18 protein-coding genes are annotated in these 19263 nt (G+C 38.7%); 15 read left to right on the top strand and 3 right to left on the bottom strand.

Going from position 1 to position 19263, the window contains the following annotated elements:
• The first annotated feature begins 169 nt into the window (after nucleotides 1-169).
• The 11 genes from KHA93_RS13700 (at nucleotide 170) to fabZ (ending at nucleotide 11639) form a co-directional block, all read left to right on the top strand.
• A complete protein-coding gene (locus KHA93_RS13700; protein ID WP_213111241.1) occupies nucleotides 170-904 on the top strand; it encodes a YwmB family TATA-box binding protein in 735 nt (244 codons plus the stop codon).
• Nucleotides 905-936: 32 nt separating this feature from the next.
• Nucleotides 937-2241, top strand: coding sequence for a UDP-N-acetylglucosamine 1-carboxyvinyltransferase (gene murA / locus KHA93_RS13695; protein ID WP_213111240.1), 1305 nt, complete (start codon nucleotides 937-939; stop codon nucleotides 2239-2241).
• Between the two features lie 586 nt (nucleotides 2242-2827).
• Nucleotides 2828-3844 carry a stage II sporulation protein D gene (gene spoIID, locus KHA93_RS13690; RefSeq protein WP_213111239.1) on the top strand — a complete coding sequence of 339 codons (1017 nt, stop codon included), beginning with the start codon at nucleotides 2828-2830 and terminating at the stop codon, nucleotides 3842-3844.
• Nucleotides 3845-4411: 567 nt separating this feature from the next.
• Nucleotides 4412-5677, top strand: coding sequence for a group II intron reverse transcriptase/maturase (gene ltrA, locus KHA93_RS13685; RefSeq protein ID WP_213109101.1), 1266 nt, complete (start codon nucleotides 4412-4414; stop codon nucleotides 5675-5677).
• Between the two features lie 203 nt (nucleotides 5678-5880).
• A complete protein-coding gene (gene spoIIQ / locus KHA93_RS13680; RefSeq protein ID WP_233711161.1) occupies nucleotides 5881-6681 on the top strand; it encodes a stage II sporulation protein SpoIIQ in 801 nt (266 codons plus the stop codon).
• A gap of 547 nt (nucleotides 6682-7228) precedes the next feature.
• Complete coding sequence (gene spoIIID, locus KHA93_RS13675; RefSeq protein WP_213111238.1) at nucleotides 7229-7501, top strand: sporulation transcriptional regulator SpoIIID; 273 nt, start codon at nucleotides 7229-7231, stop codon at nucleotides 7499-7501.
• 580 nt (nucleotides 7502-8081) lie between these two features.
• Entirely contained in the window at nucleotides 8082-9083 is a 1002-nt protein-coding gene (locus tag KHA93_RS13670) for a rod shape-determining protein (RefSeq protein WP_213111237.1), read from the top strand.
• A 62-nt stretch (nucleotides 9084-9145) separates the two neighbouring features.
• The gene (flgF, locus tag KHA93_RS13665; RefSeq protein ID WP_213111236.1) at nucleotides 9146-9913 is read left to right on the top strand and encodes a flagellar basal-body rod protein FlgF; all 768 of its coding nucleotides are present in this window, start codon (nucleotides 9146-9148) and stop codon (nucleotides 9911-9913) included.
• Nucleotides 9914-9947: 34 nt separating this feature from the next.
• Nucleotides 9948-10769, top strand: coding sequence for a flagellar hook-basal body protein (locus KHA93_RS13660; RefSeq protein WP_213111235.1), 822 nt, complete (start codon nucleotides 9948-9950; stop codon nucleotides 10767-10769).
• Between the two features lie 85 nt (nucleotides 10770-10854).
• Nucleotides 10855-11148 (top strand): DNA-directed RNA polymerase subunit beta, encoded by a 294-nt coding sequence (locus KHA93_RS13655; protein WP_213111234.1) that lies wholly within the window; start codon nucleotides 10855-10857, stop codon nucleotides 11146-11148.
• A 68-nt stretch (nucleotides 11149-11216) separates the two neighbouring features.
• Nucleotides 11217-11639 carry a 3-hydroxyacyl-ACP dehydratase FabZ gene (fabZ, locus tag KHA93_RS13650; protein WP_213111233.1) on the top strand — a complete coding sequence of 141 codons (423 nt, stop codon included), beginning with the start codon at nucleotides 11217-11219 and terminating at the stop codon, nucleotides 11637-11639.
• Nucleotides 11640-11720: 81 nt separating this feature from the next.
• On the opposite strand, the gene KHA93_RS13645 is transcribed toward fabZ, so the two are convergent.
• The gene (locus KHA93_RS13645; RefSeq protein WP_349772354.1) at nucleotides 11721-12938 is read right to left on the bottom strand and encodes a helix-turn-helix domain-containing protein; all 1218 of its coding nucleotides are present in this window, start codon (nucleotides 12936-12938) and stop codon (nucleotides 11721-11723) included.
• Between the two features lie 139 nt (nucleotides 12939-13077).
• On the opposite strand from KHA93_RS13645, the gene KHA93_RS13640 reads away from it, so the two are divergent.
• Together KHA93_RS13640 and KHA93_RS13635 are read left to right on the top strand one after the other, a co-directional pair.
• On the top strand, nucleotides 13078-14376 hold the full coding sequence (locus KHA93_RS13640; protein WP_213111231.1) for an MFS transporter: 1299 nt from the start codon (nucleotides 13078-13080) through the stop codon (nucleotides 14374-14376).
• A 184-nt stretch (nucleotides 14377-14560) separates the two neighbouring features.
• Nucleotides 14561-14812, top strand: coding sequence for a hypothetical protein (locus tag KHA93_RS13635; protein WP_213111230.1), 252 nt, complete (start codon nucleotides 14561-14563; stop codon nucleotides 14810-14812).
• Between the two features lie 36 nt (nucleotides 14813-14848).
• Here the strand turns inward: KHA93_RS13635 and KHA93_RS13630 are convergent, their stop codons facing one another.
• Nucleotides 14849-15262, bottom strand: a complete 414-nt coding sequence (locus KHA93_RS13630; protein ID WP_213111229.1) for a YwpF-like family protein — start codon at nucleotides 15260-15262, stop codon at nucleotides 14849-14851.
• A 246-nt stretch (nucleotides 15263-15508) separates the two neighbouring features.
• On the opposite strand from KHA93_RS13630, the gene KHA93_RS13625 reads away from it, so the two are divergent.
• Nucleotides 15509-15877, top strand: coding sequence for a single-stranded DNA-binding protein (locus KHA93_RS13625; protein WP_213111228.1), 369 nt, complete (start codon nucleotides 15509-15511; stop codon nucleotides 15875-15877).
• A gap of 31 nt (nucleotides 15878-15908) precedes the next feature.
• Nucleotides 15909-16106, top strand: coding sequence for a hypothetical protein (locus tag KHA93_RS13620; protein ID WP_213111227.1), 198 nt, complete (start codon nucleotides 15909-15911; stop codon nucleotides 16104-16106).
• A gap of 108 nt (nucleotides 16107-16214) precedes the next feature.
• On the opposite strand, the gene KHA93_RS13615 is transcribed toward KHA93_RS13620, so the two are convergent.
• A complete protein-coding gene (locus KHA93_RS13615; protein WP_213111226.1) occupies nucleotides 16215-19034 on the bottom strand; it encodes a DEAD/DEAH box helicase in 2820 nt (939 codons plus the stop codon).
• Nucleotides 19035-19263 lie beyond the last annotated feature (229 nt).

Genomic DNA, 19263 nt, shown 5'->3' with positions numbered 1-19263 from the left:
TATAATGGGACTTTTTTCCTGTTTCCATTATGTCGACTTTTGTATATTATTTGAATGGGCACCACGAAAATTGTAAATGAAAAAAGTCTAGAAACGTCCGTTATTGGCGTTATTCTTCAAGTATTACTTTCCCCATAGTGGAAACAATGTAACTAAGGGGGGAAGGATCATGAAAAACAGTAAATTTACCATTTTATCACAAATTACGATAGCTTTTGGTTTTATCATAATATTTATTGGGAATAACACCATAGCAGCACCGCAATCTACCGATCTAGACAATTTGGTGCAAATTATCGGAAAACATCACGGCACTATCACTGAATGGTCTCTATATGCAAGAGAATCCGTCTATCTTCCATCTGAGGAAGACTGGTTGGTAAAAAAATATGAGCTGGAAGATCAATTTCCGAATATGAACTGGAAATTATCTAATGGAAATGGTACATACTCCATTATTGGTATTATGGATCATGGAAAGTTTAGTGAAACAGTACAAATTTTATCGGCCGACAAAAATAGACAAAGGACTTCGTATTTAGTATACGAAGCAAAAGGAGAAAACTGGAATCCGAAATATGCTGAGTTAACAGGAAAAACAGTTTTGCATCTCTTTGAAGGAAATCCCAAATTATTCTCTTGTATAAAAGGCGAATTCAGTGAGGAACTACACGAATTTGTTGATTTTTCTTTGGATGGATTATTACACTCACTGCAGGCATCAGAAGTTGAATCCGTTAAAGAACAGGAATTTTACTCCATATCAGCATTTTCCTCTCTTTTTGCCCAAACCTTATCTTTTACTGAAAAACAAATGAATATGCAAATTGGACTTAGGAAAAATGAAATGGGTCAAGGAATGACCTTTGTGGTCGGCACACCCATCTTAACGATTGAATATTAATATAAAGAATATGGACGCGGAGGGGAATACTCTTGGAAAAAATCATCGTCCGCGGCGGAAAAAGGCTGAGCGGCACTGTAAAAGTTGAAGGAGCAAAAAATGCCGTATTGCCTGTGATCGCTGCATCATTATTAGCGAGTGAAGGAAAGAGCATAATACGAGATGTTCCGACTCTCTCGGATGTATATACAATAGGTGAAGTACTGCGCCATTTAAATGCCGGCGTTGAATTTTTGGATAAAACCATTATTGTGGATGCATCAGAGGATCTTAACGTAGAGGCACCTTTTGAGTATGTACGTAAAATGAGGGCTTCTGTTCTCGTAATGGGCTCTTTACTAGCTAGACAGGGCAGAGCGCGTGTTGCTTTACCAGGTGGCTGCGCAATTGGTTCTCGTCCCATCGATCTTCATTTAAAAGGCTTTGAAGCAATGGGAGCAAAAGTAAAAGTTGAAAATGGTTTCGTTGAGGCATCAGCCGATAAATTGAGAGGAGCAAAAATATATTTAGACTTCCCAAGTGTCGGTGCAACCCAAAATATTATGATGGCGGCGGTTCTCGCTGAAGGATCTACAGTCATTGAAAACTGCGCAAAAGAGCCGGAAATTGTAGACCTCGCAAATTATTTAAATAGCATGGGTGCGTATGTAAGAGGAGCCGGAACAGGTACAATCCGTATTGAGGGAGTAGAGAAATTGTATGGTGCTGACCATACGATCATTCCAGATCGAATTGAAGCAGGTACATTCATGGTTGCAGCTGCGATTACAGGAGGCAACGTACTTGTACAGGGAGCCGTTCCTGAACATTTGTCGTCTGTCATTGCGAAGCTGGAAGAAATGAACGTAACGGTTATCGAGGAAGCGAATGGACTTCGTGTCATCGGCCCTAATCGATTAAAGGCCGTAGATATTAAGACTATGCCCCACCCTGGCTTTCCAACAGATATGCAATCACAAATGATGGCACTCCTCGTTTGTGCTGAAGGAACAAGCATCATCACTGAAACTGTTTTTGAAAATCGCTATATGCATGCAGAGGAATTTCGCAGAATGAACTCTGATATTAAAATTGAAGGCCGCTCTGTTATCATTAACGGACCGAGCCAACTTCAAGGTGCCGAAGTAGCTGCAACTGACTTACGTGCTGGGGCTGCACTCATCATCGCTGGCCTTAGAGCAGACGGCTACACCCGCGTTACAGAACTGAAACACCTTGACCGCGGATATTTAGACTTCCACCTCAAACTCCGTTCCCTAGGTGCGGACATCGAACGCGTGAAAGATCTAAGCGACACACCATCCGTGAAATCGGAAGTAATAGAAACAAAATCATAATGATATCGATAAAAAATCCGCCTCGTTTTAGTAATAGCGCTAGGCGGATTTTTTTATTAGATTGGGTATTAGTTGTGGCAATGATGGACAAATCCATTGTTCTAGGCGCAAGTTTGTCTATCAAGACTGATATAATAGACAAATCTGTTGTTCTAGCCACCATTTTGTCCATCAAGACTTTCATAATGGACAAAATTTTTGATCCAGTCGCAAGTCTGTCCATCAAAGGAGCTATGATGGACAAATCTATTGTTCTAGCCACAAACTTGTCCATCAAGAAAGCTATAATAGACAAATCCAATGTTCTAGCCGCAAGTTTGTCCACCAAGACTGCTACAATGGACAAATCCATTTTTCTAACCACAAACTTCTCCATCAAGACCACGATGATGAATAGCCCCCATCTCCTGACATAGATTTGTCTAACAAATAATCATCAATTCCGCCTCGTAAAAAAATCCAATCCTATTATTTCACGATTTCCATCGTTCTCCAAAGAGATGTCATAAAAGCTTGTCCATGTCCATATATTTAGAACTAAGGTGATGAGATTCATCGCCTTTAATTTTGTAGTGGGGGAATAGGCATGAAACCATTGAAACCAGCATTCATCTTCGCAACCATTTTGCTAGCATTATCGTTTTCCATTCCAGCTATCCTCGTTCTGCCTTTTACAAATGAAAAGATAGAGGGAGAATTAGCAGAGCAGAAGGAGGTTCAGCCAAAACAAACAATGAATAAGTCTACAACAGAAGTGGCTGTATTCCGATCCAAGACGAATAAAATCGAAACACTTCCTCTCGAAGATTACGTGATTGGAGTTGTCGCGTCAGAGATGCCTGCGGACTTTGAAAAGGAAGCACTAAAGGCACAAGCTCTAGCTGCACGAACATACATAGTGACCCATTTAATGAGTTCTTCCGATAAAGAATCTATGCCAAAAGGAGCAGATATTAAAGATACGGTAGATCATCAAGTGTATAAAAATAAATCTGAATTAAAAAAACAGTGGGGAAAAGATTTTGAATGGAAATATAAAAAAGTAGCAGAAGCTGTAAAGGAAACGGCAGGAGAAATATTAACATATAATGATAAACCCATTACGGCATCTTTCTTCTCAACTAGCAACGGTTACACAGAAAATGCAGAAGACTATTGGAAAAATAAAATACCATACTTAAAAAGTGTGCAGAGCCCTTGGGATATAAAATCACCAAAGTTTAATAGTCAGAAAGTGTTTTCTATTTCTGAATTTGAGCAAAAATTAGGAGTAAATATAGGAAGCGGAAACGATATTGGTACAATAACGAGTAGAACAGCTGGGAACAAAGTGGCGACCGTCAATATTCATGAAAAGAACTTTACCGGGAGAGAAATTAGAGAAAAGCTTGACCTTAGATCAACAGACTTCACATGGGTAAGAAAAGGCGACTCTATTATTGTTACGACAAAAGGTTTTGGTCATGGAGTAGGCATGAGCCAATACGGTGCAAACGGGATGGCAAAGGAAGGGAAAAAGTATAATGAAATTGTGACGTACTATTATCAAGGCATTTCGATTTCCAAAGTTAATAATGATGATATACAGTTAGCGTCAAAATAGCCATTTTTGCTGGATCCTTGTTTGCGGATTCAGCATTTTTGTGTGCCAGGCATGTTCATCAACTAGACGGTGAAAGTCCGTTATGGGCGTAGGGATATGCGAACCATTAGTCGAAGGCAAGGGTGTCCACGGCGACGTGGAATCTGAAGGAAGCTCTAGGCAAATCCTCGGTCTGAGGTATACGAATCACATTCGAGGTTATTATTTCAGGATGAGTCTGCAAAACAAGATAAAGTCCAAAATATCCCCAGATGAAATAATAATAAATGTGGCAGATATATGAGGAGAAAGTTGATGTACTTACCCTGGGAGATCTCTTAGTACCTCGTACAAGAGAACCTATTCAGCGATGAATAGTTGAACTAAGAGAAGTCAGCAGATGTCGTAGTACCAACACATAGAGTTGGGAAGGACGGAACGAAAGGAGAGACTATGTTAGGGTCATTTACGAGATAACCATGACACAGCCAACCTCTAGGACTATTGAGAGGCAGAATGTTCGGAAAACAGGAGCACCCTCAATAGAGTGGAGTTATCCTCGTACAACCCCCATAACATAGGAACAGTATGCAATTTACTAAAACTCTGATAGAGATAATTCTAGATAGAGATAATCTAAACCAAGCCTTTGAAAGGGTTAGAAGAAACAAAGGAGCAGCAGGAGTCGATGCGAAAGATATTGAAGCTACTCGCCATTATTTAAAGGAAAATGGTGCGGAAATTATCCAATTAATTAAAGCTGGAAAATATAAACCTCAGCCTGTTAGAAGAGTTCAAATACCAAAGCCCAACGGTGGAATTCGAAACTTAGGAATTCCTACTGTAACTGACAGGGTCTTTCAACAAGCGATAGTTCAAGCTCTAACTCCAATATTCGAACCGCAGTTTAGTCAATATAGCTATGGATTTAGACCGAATAAAAGTGCTCATCAAGCCATTGAGCAAGCTAGACAATACATTGAGAATGGCTACAACTTCGTCGTAGACATAGACCTGGAGAAATTCTTTGACAGAGTCCAACATGACAAACTGATGTCCCTTGTGGCAAAGTCCATTACAGACAAGCCTGCTTTGAAACTAATTAGACGGTATCTTCAAGCAGGAGTCATGGAAAACGGAGTGGTTACAGTTAATCGAGAAGGAACACCGCAAGGTGGTCCACTAAGTCCTCTTCTAAGTAATATCATTCTTAATGAATTGGATAAAGAACTGGAGAAGCGCGGACACAGGTTTGTCAGGTACGCAGATGATTGTAATATCTACGTTAAAACTCAAAAGGCTGGAGAAAGAGTTAAGAAAGGTATTACAGAGTTCATTGAAAAGAAACTAAAGCTCAAGGTTAATGAAGAGAAAAGTGCAGTGGGAAAGCCGAGGGCACGTGTATTCTTAGGAGTGAGTTTCTACAAAATTAAGAAGCATACGAGGGTATATGTGCCTAAGAAATCAAAGAAGAGGTTTGAAGATAAGTTAAAGAGACTAACCAATCGTAATTGGGGAGTAAGTATGGAGTATCGAATTGTGCGACTTAATCAGTTAATCCAAGGATGGGGCAACTATTTTAAAATCGGCGATATAAAGAAATACGCAAAACTTTTAGATGCGCATATCCGAAGAAGATTAAGAGCATGTCGCTGGAAGGAATGGAAGAAAACTCATACAAAATACAAGAACCTTATAAAGTTAGGCATTTCAAGAAAGGAAGCTTGGAGGAATTCCAACTCAAGGAAAGGTTATTGGAGAATATCTAAATCTCCTTACCTAGATATAGCTTTAAACAAGGAATATTGGCAACAATTAGGATTGAAATCTCTATCATCAATAGTAAATTCATAAACTTTCGAACCGCCGTATACCGAACGGTACGTACGGTGGTGTGAGAGGTCGGCGCCGTGAGGCGCCTCCTACTCGATTACTATTTCACAAAGTTCTTTCATAAAAAATGTATAATATTTTACATTTGTCGAAAAAATAAGTGGATAAATTCAATTTTCCAAGTATATTATTCTCGCTTTCTGTTCAGAATGGTGACAGAGGTGATGAAAATGAGAGAGGAAGAAAAGAATCGATCTTCTCAATGGAAAACATTTTTCAAAAAGCGGTGGGTATTTCCAGCAATATATCTAGTATGTGCAGCCTTGCTTATTTCTACGATTGTTTGGTATCAAACAGGCATTAACAATTCTGCTAAAGATCCAAAGGTCGCTGAAAAAGGCAAAGATATAACTGGTAAAACTGATGAACCAGTTATCGAAGTAAACCAGTCTTTTGAAAATGTCGTTATGCCGATTAGGAATGACGACGAAGTAAGAATCGTAACAGGATTTTTCGATGCTAATGCTTCAAATGAACAACAGGAAGATGCACTCATTGTAGATGGTAATAAATATCGCCCAAATATGGGACTTGATATTGCCAACAAGGATGGTAAAGAGTTTGAAGTAATAGCTGCACTAAGCGGAAAAGTTGCTTCTGTTCGCCAAGATGCATTACTCGGAAACGTGATTGAAGTGGAACACGATAAAGGAGTTGTCACTATTTATCAGTCTGTTAAAGATATAAAAGTGAAAGCAGGCGATGTAATAAAACAAGGTGACTTACTTGCCACTTCTAGTACAAGCCAAATTAATATTGCTGCAAAGAATCATGTTCACTTTGAAATTAGAAAAGATAATAAAGCATTAAATCCACAGACTTACATTGGACAATCACTTACCGCTTTAACTGAAGTGGATGATTCCGACTCTTCAAGTAAAATAAAATCAGAAGAGGGAAAAGACACTGAGGATGCTGAAAAAGCAGAAGATACACAATCAACTAATGAATCTGAACTTGAATAAGTGAATGTACTGAGGCGGGCCATTATACGGTCCGTCTTTTTTGATGCTCTTATCATAACAGTTAGCTAGTAAGCATTACTACTCTTTGTCAATGATAATCGTACGGTTTATATCCAACCACTAAATGAAAAAAACGACATTACCCGGGAAATATTTTAACGTATTTCGGCAGAACTCTCTATTTGATAAATGGGACATAAAGAGAATAAATAGTGATTAATCCTAGAATTTTAATTCCTCAAAGACATAATGGAATTTTGTCTTATTTTACGCATATATCCGCCCTTAACACAATAAGTATATACAAACTGTACAACAAAAAGAGAGTGTTTGAGGTGAGCAATCGTTGTAAAAATCTACATTTAGTTATGAATTTGTTTATATCCAGAAAAGAGAGATGGATTTGAAATAAAAATTTCACTAAACAGTCGCAAGCTTGGGAAGGCTGTCAACATTAACTAGCCAGCGTGAGCAGATGGAGTATTTTTTTGTAACAGACGAGTCTCATTTCACACTCCTCTCATCCAATTCGAGGAGGGCGAGCGGTGTGCACGATTACATCAAAGAGAGAACGATCAAGATTGGAAGGTATATCGTGGAGACAAGAAAAACGGTTCGCGTAATTGCGAAGGAGTTTGGCGTATCCAAAAGTACTGTCCATAAAGATTTAACGGAGCGATTACCAGAGATCAATCCGGATTTAGCAAATGAAGTAAAAATAATTTTGGATTATCATAAATCTATTCGACATTTACGCGGTGGGGAAGCGACAAAGCAAAAATATAAAAAAGAAGAAATAAAAAGTGGTTTATTGAAATAAGGGAGCGATAGGCTTCCTTTTTATTTTGTTTAAGAACATTATATTATTGAAACTTTGTATATCATTTTCTAGGAGATGGTTTCTGTCTAGCTCCAGCGCCTAGCGACTAGTAAGCTTTCAACTTCTTCCTGCGTTTAAGTCAACATCGGCTTACCTAGGCTCACCGTGTTCCTCTATCTCTTAGAACCCTAAAAGATTTGTACGGTGTCTGCGCTTTTGTTCTACTTTGAATTAAGGCTTTTGTTGGCTAGCTCCTGGCGCCATCGGCTCGAGGTCAAAAAAACGAGCCCTATAAAAGTCAAAGAAAGACTTTGGCGTCTCAGAACATTTGCTAGTCGCCGATAGGTGGGCGCCTTGCGCTTTTCTAGTTGGATTGGTTTTTTCAGAAATAATTTTAATATATTTGTCGAAAAAACGATTAATTTTTAAAACTTGATGCCTATTTGTAATTTGAATATGGTAAAATAAACAATTAGGGAAATAAAATGAAATCGCCTATTTTTAGTGCTTTTTCATCTAACAGAAAATAGTATACATAAAAAAATAATAGATAAAAAATGTCGAAAGAAGGGATTATTGTATGTTTGCAAAAGATATCGGAATTGATTTGGGGACTGCCAATGTCTTAATCCATGTAAAGGGGCAAGGCATTGTTTTAAATGAACCATCCGTAGTAGCGATTGACCGTAATACAAACAAAGTACTCGCAGTTGGAGAAGAAGCGAGAAAAATGGTCGGAAGAACACCAGGAAATATTGTGGCGATTCGACCATTAAAAGACGGGGTCATTGCGGACTTCGATGTAACAGAAGCGATGCTTAAGCATTTTATTAATAAACTAAGTGTAAAGGGCTTTTTATCTAAGCCGAGAATTTTAATCTGCTGTCCGACAAATATTACAAGCGTTGAGCAAAAAGCAATCAGAGAAGCAGCAGAAAAAAGCGGCGGAAAGAAAATTTATTTAGAAGAAGAGCCAAAAGTAGCAGCTATTGGTGCAGGAATGGATATTTTCCAACCGAGTGGAAACATGGTCGTGGATATCGGTGGTGGTACTACGGATATTGCTGTGTTATCAATGGGGGATATCGTAACATCTGCTTCTATTAAAATGGCTGGGGATAACTTTGACAATGAAATTTTGAACTATGTTAAAAAAGAGTACAAGCTCCTCATTGGAGAAAGAACATCTGAGAGCATTAAGATTAATATCGGAACAGTATTCCCAGGAGGACGCTATGAGGAAATGGAAATTCGCGGACGCGACATGGTGTCCGGTCTTCCTAGAACTATCACTGTGAATTCTAAAGAGATTGAAGAGGCACTTCGTGAATCTGTTGATGTCATTGTTCAAGCAGCTAAAAACGTACTTGAGAAAACTCCGCCTGAATTATCGGCTGATATTATAGATCGTGGTGTCATTTTGACAGGCGGTGGAGCGCTTCTTCACGGTATCGACCAGCTCCTAGCAGAGGAATTAAAAGTTCCTGTCCTAATTGCGGAACATCCAATGGATGCTGTTGCAACGGGAACTGGAATTATGCTTGAAAATATGGATAGAATCTTACGTCGTAGTTTTATATAATTTTTCTAAGACTTCATTTTAAATGAAGGTGTCTCCCCAGAATACTTGACTGAGGTGATTTTATGTTACGTGGGTTTTATACAGCAGCATCCGGAATGTACGCACAGCAACGTAAAACGGATTTGTTGACGAATAATATGGCAAATATTAATACACCGGGCTTTAAGGAAGATACTGCTGCGATTCGGGCATTTCCTGAAATGCTTTTACAACGAATTGAGTCGGATAATACAAAATCTAAGACGGTGGGGCCGATCAATACAGGTGTTTATATGCAAGAAACCTTACCACGTTTTATTCAAGGGGATCTTCGGCAAACGGATTTAGGAACAGACTTGGCCCTTACTGATTTAGAAGATACACCTGTCTTTTTTACAGTGGAAGCGAACGGTCAAACGAAATATACAAGAAACGGACGTTTTACACTAGACGCTGAAGGTTTGCTAACAACGGCAGAAGGCTTCCCGGTTTTAGACGTAAATGGCAATCGAATTCGATTAAATAGCGATCAATTTAAGGTTACTACCGATGGGACAATCGAGGAAAATGGTGCACCAGTTGCACGTCTAGGCATTGCAGTTGCGGAAAATCCTAATACCCTCATAAAAGAAGGGAATGGCCTTTACCGAGCTGAAAATGATGGGGCGTTACCAAATGCTAATGGAAGATATTCCGTCTCACAAGGATTTATAGAAGCTTCTAATGTTGACCCAACACGGGCAATGGCAGAAATGCTGACAGCCTATAGAGCGTTTGAAGCGAATCAAAAAATTCTCCAAGCGTACGATAAAAGCATGGATAAAGCAGTAAATGAGATTGGAAAAGTGTAGGATTCTTTTCAGCCTTTATAAAGGAGACTGAGTGATGAACAGATCGATGACGACGGCAACCAACACGATGAGTCAACTTCAAAAACAATTTGATATAATTAGCAATAATATTGCAAACTCCCAAACAAATGGTTTTAAGAAAAGAGACGTTTCTTTTGCTGATATGGTTTTTCAAGAGGTTAATAATCAGCCTTCTAGAGAAAGTGAAATTGGAAGGCTATCTCCTCATGGAATTCGTCAGGGAGTTGGAGCCAGATTATCAAAATCAGCGATGGTTTTGAGCCAAGGCCCAATACAACAAACTGGAAGATCTTTAGATTTTGCTTTTACATCCGAAAATCAGTTTTTAAAAGTGCGTGTTCAAGACGAGAATGGGGAACATATTCGCTTCACCCGTAATGGCGCTCTTTATGTAACGCCTACAGGAAATAATGAACTGATGCTCGTTACACAAGATGGACATGCAGTCCTTGATCAAAATAATAATCCGGTTATTTTTTCTGATAAATTGAATGATTTTACGATAACAAATCACGGTGAGTTTCGAGCAAATGGTCAACAAGTGGCCAACCTTGGAGTCATCGCCTTGAATAAACCGCAGTACATGGAACAAAAGGGCGATTCGCTTATCGGAATGCCTGAAAACACTACGATTAATCCTGCTCTAGTTTATTCTGATTTAACAGGTGCGGCACGAAATTCGATTGCAATGCAGCAACAAGCTCTTGAAGGATCCAATGTTGACTTAAGCAAAGAGCTTACTGATATGATGAATGTGCAAAGAGCTCTACAATTCCAGTCTCGTGCTATTACGGTATCAGACCAAATGATGGGCCTTGTAAATGGAATTCGCTAAAAATGAAACAGTTTTCGAGAAAATATGATATGATGAAGGAACATTATTTTTAATGGTGCCAGCTGGGAGTAAAGGAGTTTATCATATGGCTAAAGATATCAGCCAAGCAGAAGTTCAATCAAGAGAAGACATAAAAAACAAGAAACGCACAGAAAAAGCGGAGAGAAAAGCTGCGAGAAAGAACGAGATACCAAAACGTATCCGAGTCCGGCTATTTCCAATATGGCTTCGTCTTATCCTTGTAGTTGCTTTGGTTGTTGGCAGTCTGATAGGTGGCTTAATGGTTGGCTACGGAGTCATGGGCGGTGGGAATCCAAAAGATGTTTTGAAAAAAGAAACATGGACTCACATCGTAGATCTCGTTGTAGAAAAAAAGTAAGGAATGTCAACGTGGGTTCATCAGCGATGCTGGTGGCCCTTTATTATACATTAAAAGGAGGATTTGCTATGCTTGATATCCAGCAAATTAAAGAAATCATCCCACATCGTTACCCTTTTTTATTAGTGGATAAAATTGTGGAAATGGAAGAGGGGCAGAAAGTAGTCGGAATCAAAAATGTTTCAGCGAATGAGGAATTTTTCAACGGGCATTTTCCTGATTATCCCGTGATGCCGGGAGTACTAATTGTGGAGGCATTAGCTCAAGTCGGTGCTGTCGCCATGCTTAAAAAGGAAGAAAACCGTGGGAAAATCGGTTTCCTAGCAGGACTTGATAATTGCCGCTTTAAACGCCAAGTAAGACCTGGAGACCAACTACGTTTAGAAGTCGAGATTATCCGTGTAAAAGGTCCGATTGGCAGAGGAAAAGGAATCGCTACGGTCGACGGAGAAGTCGCTTGTGAAGCAGAAATTACATTTGCTTTAAAATAGGACTCGGATAACTTGTAATGTTAATAAGTTATAAAATAATGTGAAAGTCCCGTTCAATAAGAACGGGACTTTTGTATATATCTATTTCTTTCTAATCTTTTCCTTAACCATCACATACGTTTCAAAACTGTAATCTCTATAAGGTGTAGCTGGTAGAGGGCTAATGTTTTTAACAGCTCGTTCTGCGAAAGTATGAGCTTTTTCAAGATTCCCTAGCTCCATATGACATCGGGCTTTGTATGAATCTACTGCATAAAAAATAGATAGGTCAAACGGATGATGCAAGTAGGATGGCAATTGAATTTTATCGAGCCAGTGAAGCACTTCCTCGTATTGCCCCAGACCTAACAAAGCCTTCCCTTTTTCCAGTATGAAAAAATGCTCATAAAACTCTGTCACATTTGAATTCTTTAAATGATACTCAATCTTTTCAAGTGCACCGTTATAATCATGATTTTTACAAATAAGATATTCTATATTCATTAAATCATAAAATAACAAGGAGTTTTTATCATCAGCAAATTCACCGTATTGTTTTAGCTTTTCTAAGTAATATATTCTTTTTTCGTCATTATCAAACATTAGAGCATGACCAGTGGCAACTCTGTAGAGATCATCAATCCGATAAAATATCCGGTGCTTTTTTGAAAAATCCATTACACTTTCCATAATTCGCGTGGCTGACTCTGGATCTCCAACAGCATAATGCAAAATGGCTTCGTGAAAATCCAAATCTACCCGTGTCATCGGATCGATATAAGGATACTTAGTCTCAATTTCCGCCCGTTCATGAAGGAGAATCTCCAATGACTTAGCATAATCGTGCTCCGTAAATTTGACCATTGCACGAAAAAGGCCAATTTCCGCTCTCCTTGCCGACAAGTTCATTTGTTCGTATAAATGTGCTGCTCTATCGGATATTTCCAACCAGCCATCTTTTCCTTCATGATACAGACATCGACTCGTGATTTCTAATAAACGCGCGGACTCGTAACCTTGGTTAAGCTTATCAAGCAAAGGTTCAACAATAGAAATAATCTTTATATATTCATCTGTCTTTTGGTCAAAATCAATGTTGTATAAATTCTCTACCTCATCCAATACCTCACCAAAATGATCGGGTGGGATGGCCCCCAATAAAACAGTTATGTCCACATCAAGCTGTTCCGCAATATACGTTAAACTTTCTATAGAAGGTCTGGCCTTATTATTTTCAATTAGACTTAGCATCCCTTTTGTAATAACATTTCCAGCTAGTCCTTCCAGTGTCATTTTTTTCTGCTTGCGTAATTGCCTAATACGTTCACCTAAAGTATCGATATTCCAACACCTCTTACTTCAATATAGTTTAATTATATTAAACTTTTGCTTGCAATGGAAGAAAAAGCATGCTATATTTTGTTTAATTACATTAAACTTTTTTGAACGGAGTGTTTTCATGGACGAAGCGTTAAAGCTTAAAAGGGCAACGTACCACCTTTGGACATTTACGACAAGTAAGCTTATTTCTTCATTTGGATCTCAAGTTTATGCATTTGCGATTAGTTTTTATATATTACAAACGACAGGATCGGCTACAAGCTTCGCGACGAACCTAATTTGTAATATTTTACCTAGGACACTTTGTGCACCATTTGCAGGATACCTAGTAGATAATTATTCGCGAAAAGCGATTGTCATTATTTCGCAAATCGCAACAACCTTGGCGATTTGTGGGCTTCTATTCGTCACGTATACAATGGGAATATCACTGATCGCTATTTATGTAACAACATGCATTTTATCACTAACATCTATGTTTTCAGGCGTTACGTTCACTTCTTCGATTACAGGACTTGTCGATGAAAAAAGAATTCAAAAAGCAATGTCATTAAACCAAATGTCAATATCATTCGCTTCAATCGGAAGTCCTGCAGTAGGTGGCTTATTATACGGTGCTGTTTCAATGCCCGTCTTTCTCATTATTTTTATTATTGCTTCCATACTCGCTGTTATTCTCGAATCAACGATGAACTTTAACTTGTTTGCTAAGCGGAAGGAAAAGCAAGAGGGCGAAGCGAAAGAACCAATGTGGCAAAGCATGAAAGCTGGTTTTGCTTATTTAAAATTACAGCCTGTCATCATGGCCATCATTTGGGCAGCATTAATGATCAATTTCTGTTTCGGTGCCTTTGAGGTTGGTTACTCATATGTATTGATTGAAAAATTAAAAATGGCTTCTCAGCATTTCGGATTTACTGAAGGAGCGTTTGCTTTAGGAATGCTGTTGATGTCGATCTATTTCTCCGTTCGAAAAGAAGTAAAATATCCACTTCTTGTTTCAAAAAGAGGAATTTTTGCAATGGGATTCTTCATGGGGGCGACAGGATTTCCGCTGATGGTATCAATGTCCTATAGTTTTAATTTTATCTATTACGTCATTCTAATGTTCGGATTTGGCTCAATGATTATTCTCGTAAATACGCCAATTCAAGTGATGATGCAAAAACTAATTGATGATGACTACAAAGGGAGAATTTTTTCGATTCTAGAGACAATGTCGATGGCACTTATGCCACTCGGAATGGTTCTGTATGGTTTTCTTTATGATCTGTTTCCGGCACAGTGGATTTTACTTGCGTCAACAATTTTCTTAATAGGAGTTGTAGTCGTACTAATTAGACCTTCAATCATCCGAATGGCTAATCCAGAACTATATGAAAAAAAAGCTATAAAAGTAAAAACAGTATCACAATAATGTTTGCATTTTTTAATAAAGGATATATAAATGGTACTGGGATCTTTCCTCCTAGTGCCATTTTCAATTTTTTAGAAGAAAAAAATAATATGCAGGTTTTTGGAGAATTTGGGAAAGCTAATGTCAGACCATGCGCAAGGTCAATTTCGTCGGCGATGTTAAAATCTGAAAGGAGCTTACCAAAATGAAGTCAAGAATTGCAAAACTAATTGGAGGAATGGCAATCGCGTCCATTCTATTAGTGGGATGTGCAACGAATAATCAAGAGCCGCCACCACCGAATACGAATAATGACATGAACGATCGGAATAATGTGAACAATAATAATGGTGTGAATGACAGAGGAGTCAATGACAATACAGATTTGAATAAAAACAATGGTCTTGATACTAATCCTAACACCAACAATAACATGAACAACACGGACAACAGATAAGCAGGGACCATGCCCTGCTTTTTCCTTTTTCACCCTTTATTTACGGTCTTTTTTCATCCGTTTTCTAAATTCCTCTAAAAGTTGTTCTCCACTGAATCCCTCTTTAATTAAATCGTCCAATAATATTTCGGGATATTCATTACGTCTTTTGCTCAAACGGCCTTCGAATAAAACGCTAATATAATCTCCAAGCACTTGAATCGTATGCACTTTAACGGTAAAAGGCGCCGGATCATTTGCTGCATGTGTAATGACGACCCTTATTTCAAATGCTTCTTGATTTTCATATCTTTTTTGAAAATGTTCCATATACTGCTTTTCAATAAAAGCTTCGATAATCCAAACACCGTCTTCATTTTCCTTGTTGATAATTAATCCATCATTGAGCGGGATATTAATCGCTTTTTTGTCTGCGTAAATTTGTAGAGCAACAATCTTAAAAGTTTTCAATCTAGCTCGCCCCCACACCGTTCCTTTAATCAAAAGTATAACATCTTTCCCATGTAAAATAAAAAATGTCTAAAAGATGCAAAAATCGATTATTCAAAGTTACATCTTGTTGAAAAAGCACTTTTCTGTATAATAAATGTCGTTTTTAGTCATGACAAGCAGAATAAAAGAACACCACGTGTATTTTACATAGAAAATAAAGTGCTATAAGATGTGAATACCCTGCAAAAAAAGGAGTTGAAAAAGTTGATAAACCAAGTGACATTAGTCGGTAGATTGACGAAGGATCCAGTTCTACGGTATACAGTGGAAGGAACACCGGTGTTAAACGTTACGCTTGCTATTAACCGTCATTATCGTAATTCAAAAGGGGATTTTGAAGCTGATTTCGTTTTATGTACATTATGGAACAAATCTGCAGAAAACACCGCAAAGTATTGTACAAAAGGGTCCCTAATCGGAATTATGGGAAGAATCCAGACTAGGAATTACGACGGACAAGATGGAAAAAAAGTGTACGTCACTGAAGTCATCGCCGACTCTGTCAAATTTATGGGAGGGCGTCCAGCGGAAGTAGACAAAAAAGAAGATGAAAAAGAATTATTGCCGTTTTAAAGAAAGCAATGCCTTTAAAGGAGGTGAATTTTTGAGGACGAATCAACAAGGAGATTCTATTGAAATACTGATTGGAGACCTCATCTTTAAACTCGGAAAAGCCAACCAACAAATTCATCAATTATCACAAAGAGTTGCTCAACTTGAACTCCTTCTCCAAAATCAGCAAAAAGAAAGTTTTACCAATTCCCACCATTCAAGCTTCGTTAAAAAGATAATGGCACAATAATCAAGCCTCCAATGTGCCTTTCATTGAACCGTCCTCGTTTTACCTACCTCAAAAATGGCGGGGCTGACCGTAAAGAACGGAACAGCCCCTATTTTTATAAAGATTTTATTATGCTAATGCCAGCAAATTATGCAATTCTTCATTGGAAAGCTCAGTCACCCATTGGTCGCTTCGAATTATTTCTTCATTTAACGCTTGCTTCTTCTCGAGCATCAAATCAATTCGCTCTTCCAACGTTCCAGTCGTAATAAACTTATGCACGTGTACGAAACGGTTTTGCCCAATTCGGTAAGCTCGGTCAGTTGCCTGATTTTCGACAGCTGGGTTCCACCAACGATCATAGTGGATTACGTGATTCGCGGCTGTTAAATTCAGTCCGGTTCCTCCTGCTTTTAACGAAAGAAGGAAGAATGGAAAATCACCTTCTTGAAAACGACTAACATAATGGTCTCTTTGCGCCTTTGGCATACTCCCATTTAAGAATGGTACTTTAATTCCGTACCGTTTTTCCAAGATGGACCGAATCATTTCCCCCATTCCGATATACTGTGTAAATATAATGCACGCTTCCCTTGTCTCCATGATGGAATCTGCCAGTTCGACCAACGTCCCTAATTTATTGGAACGCTCAATGATATTTTCAGGCATTTCTTCTTTTAAATAGAGAGCGGGGTGGTTGCAAAGCTGTTTTAACCTGCTTAACATTTGCAAAATCAAGCCTTTTCTTTCGAACACCGATAAAGACTCTATTCTACTAAACGTATTCTGAATAAGGTCTTCATATAGAGCAGCCTGTTCAGTTGTCAATGCACAATACTCTTTTTGCTCCAGCTTATCAGGTAAATTTAATTCCACTTCAGGATCTTTTTTCGTTCTTCTTAGTAAAAATGGTCGTATCAGCTTTTGCAGTTCGCGGATTTTCGTTTCCGAATTATCTCGCTCAATCGGCATTATATATTTCTTTTGAAATTGTCCGAATGTACCTAAATAGCCATGATTGATAAAATCAAAGATTGACCACAACTCAGACAGTCGGTTTTCCATCGGAGTCCCTGTTAAGGCGATATGATGAGTTCCTTTAAACTTTCGAATCGCCCTTGACTGCTTCGTCTCGGCATTTTTAATATTTTGTGCTTCATCGAGTGCAATCGTGCTCCACTTTACTGATAAAAAATCCTCCGAATCCAGATGGGAAAGGCCATAACTCGTGAGAACAATATCCGTGTTTTTTGTCATTTCGACAAATGCCTCTTCCTTCACTCTGTTGGAACCGTAATGCAAGACGACATTTAAACTTGGTGCAAAACGCTCTAATTCCCGTTGCCAGTTTCCAAGAACGGAAGTTGGACAGATGATTAAAGCAGGGGTATTGTTTTCTCCACTTTCTTTAACATGAAGCAAGTAACTAATCAGCTGTATTGTTTTACCGAGTCCCATATCATCGGCAAGGCAGGCGCCGAATCCATATTGCCTTAGGAAAACGAGCCAGTTTAATCCAAGTTGCTGATATGGTCGTAGCTCCCCTGAAAGTGAGTCTGGAACATTAATTATAGGAATTTCTGAAATTGTATTTAGTTGTCGAAGCATCTTTTTCAATGATTGATTCAGCTCAATTTTTATTTGGGCGAAGGCACGCGGATCAAATTCATCAATGTTTGTCGTTGCATCTTCATCTTCTTCACCTAAAGTAAAAATATCCTGGACACGTAACCCTTCTTTTTTTGCCTGGGCCATTAACTTTTGAATGTGTGCGATCATTTTTGGATCAAGCTTCACCCAACGACCTCTGATTTTTACGAGCCTTCTTTGTTCCTGGACAAGGGATTGGAATTCTTCTTCGCTTAGGTCTGCGCCATTCATAGAAAGTCGCCAATCGAAATTCAACATTGAATCGAGTCCAACAAAGGAAGGACGGTAATTCGCTCCCGTTTGTTTAACTTTTGCTCTTACTGACATATTAGCGGCACGCATTGCCTCCCACCAGGAAGGAAGCAAAATTTCTACTCCAAGTGCGAGCAGCTTTTCACTAGCATCTGTGAGGAAATTCCAGGCTAGTGGTTCATCAAGTTCACGTGTTAGCCCGCTTTCACCTTTAAGCCATGGAAATAATTTTACCCAGCGATCCTCTTCTTCGTAAACAGAATCTAAAAACGAAAACCACCGTTTCGGGAATCGTTTATGCTCAGATAAAGGAATGATTCGTTCCGGATTTTTTACATCCCGAAGCACTGTTTCTAGAATCCACGGGTCTTGATCTTCATCAGGCTCGGACAAACGAAGTCCGAGAGCAAATGGCATATCATTTTCAGTTATTCCAATCCACTCTTGCCAACGATCTTCATCAAAATAAGCATCTAATTCTTCGGCAGATAAAGGACCATTTTTAAGAAGCTCGATTTTTTTTGTTAAAAAATCACCTTCATATCCTTGCTCTAAATAGATTGATAAGGCACGATGAAAAAAGTTTGGAACGAACTGATCCATAGATTTTCCATAAAAAGGCTGCTCCCAAAAGTCAGATGAAAACTCATCCCAGATCATATTAGGAACCTTCCATTTAAAGGTGGACTCCTCATCGTCAGTGAATTGAGGAAGCCATTTACCCGAATGAATGGCTTCAAGAATAACAGACGAAACAGCTAGCAATGCATCACCCGGTTCATCCCAATGCCAATAGATCAGTGAACTAAATCGCTCATTTCCTAGAAGCGATAAAAGTTCATAACTGTTCAGTTCCACACCTGCAATATGATCTCGTTCTTTCGATTCAATGAAAGAACCGTAGAAGCTTTCCTCATGCCAAAGAAACAGCTGCTGTTTCCAAATATTTGGATCAACCGTTGCTAACTCTTTGTTTGACGCGTATATGAAAAATGAACCCGTATCCAATGGGATGACATGAAGTTGGATTGTATCAAGATTCATCATGATTTATGTCCTTTCAACTAGCTTTTTGTATTTACAGTTTATGCTTATATAAAGAAATATAATTTTAAAATTAGGCTTGCGTTATACAGCTCCAACACCTATCGACTAGCAAACTTCTTGTCCTCTTCGCTTGCGTAGTCAACATCGATTCGTCCTGCGGACTCATCGTGTTTCCTTTATCTCAGTCAGAGTCCAAAAAAGGTCCGTCGACTAAAACCGCCACATCCTG

Source organism: Lederbergia citrisecunda (assembly GCF_018343695.1).
Lineage (GTDB): Bacteria > Bacillota > Bacilli > Bacillales > Bacillaceae_C > Lederbergia > Lederbergia citrisecunda.
The sequence above is the reverse complement of the archived record's forward strand: the minus strand, read 5'-3'. Positions and strand labels throughout refer to the sequence as shown.

Excerpts from the sequence above, each read along its gene's own strand:
- KHA93_RS13640 (WP_213111231.1), top strand. The coding sequence starts at position 13,078 with ATGGACGAAGCGTTAAAGCTTAAAAGGGCAACGTACCACCTTTGGACA.
- KHA93_RS13655 (WP_213111234.1), top strand. The coding sequence starts at position 10,855 with ATGGCTAAAGATATCAGCCAAGCAGAAGTTCAATCAAGAGAAGACATA.
- KHA93_RS13660 (WP_213111235.1), top strand. The coding sequence starts at position 9,948 with ATGAACAGATCGATGACGACGGCAACCAACACGATGAGTCAACTTCAA.
- spoIIQ (WP_233711161.1), top strand. The coding sequence starts at position 5,881 with ATGAAAATGAGAGAGGAAGAAAAGAATCGATCTTCTCAATGGAAAACA.
- ltrA (WP_213109101.1), top strand. The coding sequence starts at position 4,412 with ATGCAATTTACTAAAACTCTGATAGAGATAATTCTAGATAGAGATAAT.
- KHA93_RS13615 (WP_213111226.1), bottom strand. The coding sequence starts at position 19,034 with ATGATGAATCTTGATACAATCCAACTTCATGTCATCCCATTGGATACG.
- fabZ (WP_213111233.1), top strand. The coding sequence starts at position 11,217 with ATGCTTGATATCCAGCAAATTAAAGAAATCATCCCACATCGTTACCCT.
- KHA93_RS13670 (WP_213111237.1), top strand. The coding sequence starts at position 8,082 with ATGTTTGCAAAAGATATCGGAATTGATTTGGGGACTGCCAATGTCTTA.
- KHA93_RS13635 (WP_213111230.1), top strand. The coding sequence starts at position 14,561 with ATGAAGTCAAGAATTGCAAAACTAATTGGAGGAATGGCAATCGCGTCC.
- KHA93_RS13700 (WP_213111241.1), top strand. The coding sequence starts at position 170 with ATGAAAAACAGTAAATTTACCATTTTATCACAAATTACGATAGCTTTT.
- flgF (WP_213111236.1), top strand. The coding sequence starts at position 9,146 with ATGTTACGTGGGTTTTATACAGCAGCATCCGGAATGTACGCACAGCAA.
- spoIID (WP_213111239.1), top strand. The coding sequence starts at position 2,828 with ATGAAACCATTGAAACCAGCATTCATCTTCGCAACCATTTTGCTAGCA.